The sequence below is a fragment of the Alkalihalobacterium sp. TH-98 genome (assembly GCF_057473385.1).
Genome location: NZ_JBYCKM010000020.1, coordinates 165,335 through 174,107, shown reverse-complemented (window position 1 = coordinate 174,107; position 8,773 = coordinate 165,335). Strand labels below are relative to the sequence as shown.

The 8,773-nt window shown below is 38.3% G+C and carries 10 protein-coding genes; 2 read left to right on the top strand and 8 right to left on the bottom strand.

The window, feature by feature from the left end:
• Positions 1-267: 267 nt before the first annotated feature.
• Positions 268-1,134 carry a nucleotidyltransferase-like protein gene (locus AC2VNP_RS08545; protein ID WP_486916913.1) on the bottom strand — a complete coding sequence of 289 codons (867 nt, stop codon included), beginning with the start codon at positions 1,132-1,134 and terminating at the stop codon, positions 268-270.
• Positions 1,135-1,338: 204 nt separating this feature from the next.
• Between AC2VNP_RS08545 and AC2VNP_RS08540 the strand changes: the two genes are divergently transcribed.
• On the top strand, positions 1,339-1,689 hold the full coding sequence (locus tag AC2VNP_RS08540) for a YgzB family protein (protein WP_275119486.1): 351 nt from the start codon (positions 1,339-1,341) through the stop codon (positions 1,687-1,689).
• Between the two features lie 33 nt (positions 1,690-1,722).
• Here the strand turns inward: AC2VNP_RS08540 and perR are convergent, their stop codons facing one another.
• From perR to AC2VNP_RS08505, 7 genes are all read right to left on the bottom strand, one after another.
• The gene (gene perR / locus AC2VNP_RS08535; RefSeq protein WP_275119485.1) at positions 1,723-2,160 is read right to left on the bottom strand and encodes a peroxide-responsive transcriptional repressor PerR; all 438 of its coding nucleotides are present in this window, start codon (positions 2,158-2,160) and stop codon (positions 1,723-1,725) included.
• 124 nt (positions 2,161-2,284) lie between these two features.
• The gene (locus AC2VNP_RS08530; RefSeq protein ID WP_486916919.1) at positions 2,285-2,572 is read right to left on the bottom strand and encodes a cyclic-di-AMP receptor; all 288 of its coding nucleotides are present in this window, start codon (positions 2,570-2,572) and stop codon (positions 2,285-2,287) included.
• Positions 2,573-2,981: 409 nt separating this feature from the next.
• Positions 2,982-3,452, bottom strand: a complete 471-nt coding sequence (bcp, locus tag AC2VNP_RS08525; protein ID WP_486916912.1) for a thioredoxin-dependent thiol peroxidase — start codon at positions 3,450-3,452, stop codon at positions 2,982-2,984.
• Between the two features lie 59 nt (positions 3,453-3,511).
• A complete protein-coding gene (locus AC2VNP_RS08520; RefSeq protein ID WP_486916911.1) occupies positions 3,512-3,934 on the bottom strand; it encodes a potassium channel family protein in 423 nt (140 codons plus the stop codon).
• A 521-nt stretch (positions 3,935-4,455) separates the two neighbouring features.
• Positions 4,456-5,241, bottom strand: coding sequence for an ABC transporter permease (locus tag AC2VNP_RS08515; protein ID WP_486916918.1), 786 nt, complete (start codon positions 5,239-5,241; stop codon positions 4,456-4,458).
• A gap of 4 nt (positions 5,242-5,245) precedes the next feature.
• Positions 5,246-6,040 (bottom strand): ABC transporter permease, encoded by a 795-nt coding sequence (locus AC2VNP_RS08510; protein ID WP_486916910.1) that lies wholly within the window; start codon positions 6,038-6,040, stop codon positions 5,246-5,248.
• Positions 6,030-7,046, bottom strand: a complete 1,017-nt coding sequence (locus AC2VNP_RS08505) for an ABC transporter ATP-binding protein (protein WP_486916909.1) — start codon at positions 7,044-7,046, stop codon at positions 6,030-6,032. The genes AC2VNP_RS08510 and AC2VNP_RS08505 overlap by 11 nt, the downstream gene beginning before the upstream one ends.
• Before the next feature lie 154 nt (positions 7,047-7,200).
• On the opposite strand from AC2VNP_RS08505, the gene AC2VNP_RS08500 reads away from it, so the two are divergent.
• Positions 7,201-8,493, top strand: coding sequence for a glutamate-1-semialdehyde 2,1-aminomutase (locus tag AC2VNP_RS08500; protein WP_486916908.1), 1,293 nt, complete (start codon positions 7,201-7,203; stop codon positions 8,491-8,493).
• Positions 8,494-8,773 lie beyond the last annotated feature (280 nt).

Below are 8,773 nucleotides of genomic sequence, written 5' to 3'. Positions count from 1 at the left end.
CATTGTCACAAACGTGACGTTTTTAAAACATTGACGAGATATCATGTATCTCATTTATTTCGCTTGGCTTTTTGTTCAGTTTTCAAAGAACTTTTTGTTACCGCCTCAATGGCGACTTTTAAAGTATAACATCATGTGAACATCACTGTCAACACTCTGTTTCAAAAAATTAAATGCTGTTTTTTAAAATAAAAACATCGCCGCAACAGCGACGATTAATAATATATCATATCCATTTTTCTAGGTCAATACTTTTACAAAAGTTTTTTATCTACATTCGTACAAACGATGGTAAATCCCTTTGGCTTTCGTTTCTTTATGTATAACTTCTATTGCTCCTTTTTGGACTAAAAAACTGACCAGCAGTTCTAAGTCAATGGAATACTCCTTTAACTCTGGGTGTTCCATTAATTCTGAAATCGTCCAAGGATCCATAGAACTGTTCATAATTTTAAGAATGTGCATACTCCCTAGCTGCGCTTTTGAAGTTATCGCAAACTCACTTGCAAGCAATACTAACTCTACCCTCTTTTCGATCGTTTCCTGCCCTAAAAGCAACTCCTGATAAAGTTTAAATGTTTCAGGCTCAATATGCTTAACTTGGTCCCATACTGTAATTTCAGGATAAAACCCTCTTTCAATGACAGAAAGTCTCGCTTGGTGATGAAGAGCATGTAAAATATGATTGAATGCATCGTAATAATTCTCAGATTGGTACAAAGCTTTTCCTTTTTCATAGCGTCGAATTAACTTAGAAAATTCGATCCCGAGCTTTTGTTGCCTTTCTTCAAAAGGAAAGTCATTTATTCTTTTCTTCATATAATAGACATATTCATTTCGATCGAAAAGAACCTTCCCATTAAATACCCAGTCAATAAATCGACGGTTAGCTCCTGATATCATCCATTGAAAGAGTTGCTCTTCATCAATCAGATTCATTGAAACTGTCTTGTCTAAATATTCATAATGTCTTACAAACCAAGGGCTCGTTCCTTTTTCCTTAATGATCAATAGGATAACATCATGCCCATCAGTAATAGAGTCAAACCCTACGTCTTTCTCTACTATTAATATTCCTAATGTATCAGGTTCACTTGCTTTATCTTGATACAGTTGTCTTAACATTACTTCCATGAGTGGTCCCCTCTCTACAAACACTACAATAATAAAACATACACCCTCGTTACTATATCCAAAGGAACATCAATGTTCCTAATATAATAAGTCAACTAGTTCTTCGACAAGAAAACTCTAAACCCTTTTCCATTTATAAATTGCTATTAAATAATTTTTTAACATCTCACTATATGCTATACTAAAAAAAGGAGGGAAACTACTATGTCTACTAAACACTCTAATAAAATAAATAAAATAAGAACATTCGCCCTATCACTTGTGTTTATAGGGATTATCGTTATGTATGTAGGAATTTTCTTTCGGAATTCTCCTATTATAATGTCCTTAACGATGTTGCTCGGTTTTCTATTCGTTATCGCAAGTACTGTCGTTTACTTTTGGATCGGTATGATCTCAACGAAGTCAGTGAAAGTCGTCTGCCCTAACTGTAACACGACAACAAAAGTATTAGGCCGTGTTGATGCATGTATGAATTGTAACGAGCCATTAACACTAGATCCTGAGCTTGAAGGTAAAGAATTCGATTTAAAATATAATCGCAAAAAAAGCTGAATGCCATGATAGGCATTCAGCTTTTTTTTACTCCTAATGAGTAGATTTCTTCTTACAATCCGGACATACACCGTAGATTTCCATTCGATGATTACTAACATCAAAGTTCGTCACATGCTCAGCAAGAGTTTCTACCTCATCTAGACCTGGATAATGAAAGTCAACGATCTTTCCGCAATCCGTACAAATCACATGATAGTGGTCCGTCGTTACACAATCGAAACGACTCGACGAATCTCCATAAGTTAACTCTTTTACAATCCCTACTTCTTTAAACATACGCAGGTTATTATAAACTGTCGCAACGCTCATATTAGGAAATCGACCTTCTAATGCTTTATAAATGTCATCCGCTGTTGGATGAGTCATCGATTCGTATAAATACTCTAAGATTGCATGACGCTGCGGAGTCATGCGAACTTTCGTCGTTTTCAAAGAATCGATCGCTTCCTGCAGGCGATGTTTGGCCATCGTCATGCACCTCGCTTTCAGAACAACAATTCTTAATTTATAATATTTATAAATAGTATAATAATTTTTCGATAAATTGTCAATGTTTACACTGTATCATTAAAGAAAACGATTTAAACCATTATTAAGTCTGTAGTAAAGGCACTAATGCGGGACTTGTTGGGATGATGAATGATGTGTATCGATGGGCCACCGCTCTCTTTCTCCCTTTTTGCTTTTCAACATGCAGGCAGGCTTCTTGTAATGACTTCCTTAATTCCTCAATATCTTTTTCTTCAACACCAAACAAGAATGTCGTACTACCCTTCCTTAAAAAACCACCAGTACTAGCTAGCTCCGTCATGCGGAATCCTTTAAATTTCAATTGCTTTTCTACTTCATTAGCATAATAATTTTCCATAATACAAATCATCAACTTCAACCCTGTTACATCCCCTCTCCTTAATTATCCTTTGTTAACATTCACTAAATTAACCCAATCACTTATATCTAAACAGATATAGTCCAAATACTCGATAATGATACTGATGGGACTCCGAGAAATATGGTGTAACCGTTACGTCCCCCCGTAGAATATAAGTATTTCTGTATCTTCAAATTCATTCTACTTCATCTATATTACAATACTACTGAATGGTTACCGGCGGAAAATCTTCTTTTAGAAGCTGTCGTAGACCTAATTTAACTTTAGCAGAAGATAACCTTTACACCGGACCCCTCTTCTAAATTTGTTACTATTGCTTTTTAGGACCCTAACCAAGCAGATGCTCAGCTAGAGTCCCATTAGTTAGAAGCATTAAGAAACCAATCGTCCCAAGTTGTTACGTCAAGTTTTCTCTTATATAAGTGAGGGCTTCTTCCACATGACCTTTCACTCTGACCTTACGCCATTCCTTCACAATTTTTCCTTCTTTATCAATAATAAAGGTCGATCTTTCAATTCCCATATACTCTTTTCCAAAATTCTTTTTTAACTTCCATACACCATACGCTTCAGCTGCCTCATGGTTTTCATCAGCTAGCAAAATAAATGGAAGTCCGTGTTTATCTATAAACTTTGCATGACGTTCCACAGGGTCAGGACTGACACCTAAAATAACAGCATCAACATCCGCAAAACTTTCATGATGATCCCTAAAGTCACAAGCTTGAGTGGTACAACCCGGCGTCATATCTTTAGGGTAAAAATACAATACGATATTTTTCCCTTTATAATCATTTAATGAAACCGTATCTCCAGTATTTGCTGGTAATTTAAATTCAGGTGCAGTTTGTCCAATTTCTACAGTCATTTCTATCCCTCCAAATGTCTTCTTTCGTATAGATTAACGAAAGTTCTCAAGAAGTACAACTAATCTGAACGTTTGTCCATATATATGACCGTCGTGACAACAAATGCCGCCGGGAGAACATACCCAATTAACGCTTGAAACATCGCGATCGGCCGTCCAAACCCTAACGGAGTAATATCACCGTAACCGACAGACAATAACGTAACCGCACTAAAATACATCGTATCTTCTATTAGATGAAGCACATTCCCGCCGACATGTCTTTTTCCTTCAGTAAGAACTGTATACCCTGCCATTTCCAAAGCCATATACAAAGCACCAAATCCAATCGTAATGGTTACATAGACGATTAAGAGTACAACAAAATTACGAAGTGAAAGCGCTTGGCCTCGTACCGGGCGGCTTTTTAATAGTAATAATATACTCATCAGAACACCCAAAACGGCCATTAGGATAACGGTTAATATCAATAATTCCCCCATAAAACCACCTCTAACCCACTTTATGAGCGAATTAAAAAAAATAGGACAACTTCAGAGAAAAGCGCAAGGTGCCTGCTTATCGGCGACAAGCGCTGGAGGACCAGCAATACGTGTCCTGCCTTTCAGACACATTTGATGGACCGAAGCGACCTCGAGCCGATGGCACCTGGAGCTGGACAGAGAAAAGCGGAAGCGACCCGGTTAGCGACGTACGGACTGGACTGAGCCGTAGGAGATAAAGGAAATACGACGATCGCTAGTGAGTCGATGTTGACTTATCGTACGAAGGTGAGGGAAGTCTCGCTAGGCGCTGGGAGCTGGAGCTAGACAGGGAAAAGCGGAAGGTGCCTGCTTATCGGCGACAAGCGCTGGAGGACCAGCAATACGTGTCCTGCCTTTCGGACACATTTGATGGACCGAAGCGACCTCGAGCCGATGACACCTGGAGCTGGACAGGGAAAAGCGCAAGCGACCGGTTAGCGACGTAAGGCGAAGAGTTAAACTTAACTCCTCGCCTCATATCAGTTTCCTGCCCCTCGATATTTAGTTACACCAACATTCCAAATCACAATGGCCAGGATAAAGAAGATAATTCCCATTACAGGTGTCAGGGCCGCATACATAAACCACTCTTCCCTGCCTAAAAAGTAAGCCGCGGGATATACGCCGACAAACGCGAATGGTAAAATCCAAGTTAAAACAAAGCGAATTACACCATTATAAATATCCACTGGGTACCGGCCGTAGTTCCCAATATTGTACATCATCGGCATGAAGTCGGTCTTGCTATCCGACCAGAAGCTAATACTAGCAAGCATCGTAAATATACTGCCGTAAATTAACGCCCCACCTGCTACTAACGCAACAAAGATAAACGGATCATACCAAGACAACGACAGTCCTAATTGACTGCCCGCATAAACCATAATTGCTATACCTGTAATAACTCCAAATAATGACTCTAATTCCATCCGCTCGAGTACAATTTGAAATAAACTATGGATCGGTCGGGTTAGAACACGGTCCATTTCCCCTTTAACAATGTACCTGTCATTAAAATCCCATATATTAAAGAAAGAAGTGAAAATAGCATAAGGAACTAGAAAAAAGCCATAAATAAAAATAATTTCCTCTCGATTCCAACCGCTTAAGAACGAGGTATGCCCAAAGACAACGAGAATAAATACAAGATTAACTGCTTGAAATAGTAAATCTGAAAAAATCTCTACAACCGTATCTACACGGTAAGTCAGTCTTGTTTTTATATATTGAGAGGCGTATTGGAAAAACATAGATACATGAAACATCATTTTAGCCTCCTTGTACAACCATTTGTTTTCTAGCAATCACCCATAATACTTGGATTGGCACAATTAAGACAAGCGCCCAAATCAATTGAATAGCTAACCCTTGCCAAACTTCATGATGCGTAAAGCCTTCAGTGAATATCATACTCGGTATATAACTAATCGCCTGAAAGGGTAAAAACGTCATGACATTTTGGGCCCAAATCGGATAAAAGCTAATCGGTAATAACAGACCTGAAAAGAGATCAATTACAACACGTTTCCCTCTAATTAATCCGGTATTATTGTAGAGGAAGAATGTCAATATACCCGTAAGTAAATTAATTTGGGTATTAATAATAAAGCTGAACATCAGAGAAATAACAAAGAAAACCCAAGTCGAAGGACTCGCTGAAAAAGTAATTGGGAAAACTAACCAAACAATGAACATACCAGGAACAGAGAAGAAAAACAGTCGAAACAGCCCTTCCCCAAGCCCTTGCATCGTCTTCATGCCCAAGTAGTTATAAGGTCTGATAAGCTCTATCGCAACTTTACCTTCTTTAATTTCTTGAGCAATTTCACGGTCAATATTATTAAAGTAAAATGCCCTCGCCATCCAAGCAACAGCAACATACGTTGTCATTTGTAAGACCGAGAGCCCCTGTATTTCATCGTTCCCACCATAGATGGCCATCCATAAAAAATAGTAGGCACCAATATTAATGCTGTAAATCAAAATACCACTATAGTAATTTGTACGGTAAGCAAGCATCATGAGGAAACGAATTCGGATCATCTCCACATATTTACTTGCCATAGAACACACCTTCTTCATAAATGTTACGAATAATTTCTTCTGTCGAAACTTCGTTAATCCTCATATCCGACAACTTAAAGTGACTAGCAATTAAACTAATAATCTGCGAAACTGCTTCTTCTTGAGAAACGATCGCTGCCCAAACATTTTCTTGATCACCTTGTTTCCATTCTATAGGAAGACCAAGCCCTTCTGTTTTTTCTACTAAACTTGTTTTTAAAACCAATTCATCAAACTGGAACTGAATCTCCTTTCCTTTACCCCAATTTCCCTTTAGATCTGCTAAGGAGCCATCGTAAATAATTTTACCTTCATCAAGCATAATCACCCGTTCGCACAGCGCTTCAATATCACTCAAATCATGTGTGGTTAAAAGAATGGTAGTGTTAAATCGCTCGTTGATTCTCTTTAGAAACTCACGTATTTTTAACTTAACAAGCACATCTAATCCAATCGTCGGCTCATCCAAAAATAAGAGTGGCGGATTATGAATCAAAGCCGCTGCTAGTTCACAGCGCATTCGTTGACCTAATGATAGTTTACGAACAGGTTTATCTAATAGAGGTTCCAAATCTAACGTTTCAATGATTTCCTTAATGTGCGGTTCATATTGCTCATCAGGAATATTGTAAACCTTTTTTAGAAGTCGAAACGATTCTTGTACAGCGATATCCCACCATAATTGTGAACGTTGACCGAATACAACACCTATCGTCCGAACAAAACGCTCTCTTTCTTTATGCGGGTTCATACCGTTCACAACGACTTCACCTGCACTCGGGGTTAAAATTCCTGTAAGCATCTTAATTGTCGTTGATTTACCCGCACCATTTTCACCGATGTAACCAACCATCTCCCCTTTTTTCACTTCAAATGAAATTCCGTCAACCGCTGCAAGTATCTTATAGTTTCTCGTAAATAAATCACGAAACGCCCCTGCTAAACCCGAGCGGCTGGAATAGGACTTGAATTCTTTTCGTAATTCACGTACTTCTATTGCATTCATGTTTACACCTCTTCCAAATTTCCTTATCCTTCATATTTAATACTTCTATCTTTTTTCTATAACTCAAATAGTTTAACGCAATCCCTGTTTTCGCTCAAGGTAGGAGCTTATGGTAATATAAAGTTGGTAAATTTACATGAAGAGGTGCAAAGATATGAATCATACAAATTCTGAAACACTTTACACAGAAGCACTTGAACATATCGTAGGAGGCGTTAACAGTCCTTCACGTTCTTTTAAAGCAGTTGGTGGCGGTGCTCCCGTTTTTATGGATCGAGGACAAGGTGCTTACTTTTGGGACGTAGACGGTAACCGATATATAGATTACCTTGCAGCCTATGGACCTATTATTACAGGACATGCCCACCCACATATCACAAAGGCGATTACAAAAGCTGCTGAAAATGGTGTGCTGTATGGAACGCCAACCAATCTTGAAATTCGATTTGCAAAGATGTTAAAAGAAGCTATCCCTTCTATGGAAAAAATTCGCTTTGTTAATTCAGGTACAGAAGCCGTCATGACAACTATTCGTGTTGCTAGAGCTTATACTGGCCGCGACAAGATCATCAAATTTGCGGGCTGCTATCATGGACATTCCGATTTAGTCTTAGTAGCTGCAGGTTCCGGTCCTGCGACACTAGGAACTCCTGACTCTGCCGGTGTACCTCAGTCCATTGCTAAAGAAGTCATTACAGTTCCTTTTAATTGTATAGATAGTTTTAAAGAAGCATTAGAAAAATGGGGTCATGAAATAGCAGCGGTTTTAGTTGAACCGATTGTTGGAAATTTTGGAATCGTTGAACCGAAAGAAGGTTTCCTTGAAGGAGTAAATCAATTAGCACACGAAGCTGGTGCATTAGTGATTTATGATGAAGTCATTACAGCCTTCCGCTTCATGTATGGCGGTGCGCAAAACTTAGTAAACGTTGAACCTGATATGACAGCTCTAGGTAAAATAATTGGCGGCGGTCTTCCAATTGGTGCATATGGTGGAAAAAAAGAGATCATGGAGAAAGTCGCTCCACTCGGCCCTGCGTATCAAGCTGGAACAATGGCTGGAAACCCTGCTTCTATTAGTGCTGGGATCGCTTGCTTGGAAGTTCTGCAAGAAGAAGGATTATATGATCGACTGGATCAATTAGGCGAAATACTCGAAACTGGTATACTTGAACATGCAAAAACATACAATATTCCGATAACACTTAATCGCCTTAAAGGAGCGCTAACCGTTTACTTTACAAACGAGAAAATTACAAACTATGAACAAGCTGAAAAAAGTGATGGTGAAATGTTCGGCAAATTCTTTAAGCTCATGCTTGAGCAAGGGATTAACCTAGCTCCTTCAAAGTACGAAGCTTGGTTTCTTACAATAGCCCATACCGAACAAGATATCAACGATACCCTCACCGCTGTCAAACACGCATTTTCAAAATTGGCCAAATGAATAATTATGCATCCGATACAACCAGAAAAGAAAATCCTTTTCTGGTTTTTTTATTGAAAACCCCAATGAAAACGCTTACACATCCATTATTTTCTTATTTTATTTTAAACAATTAAACTGTAATTTTTGAATGACAATAGCATAGAAATGAATAAAAATAATTGATTTTATTCATTCATCATGATATACTTGATATACAATTCTGACAATTAGAACCTGCTGTTTTGAGGTTCTATTTTTAATATGTTAGAAAAGTATTTTTACAAACGTTTTGAAGCCA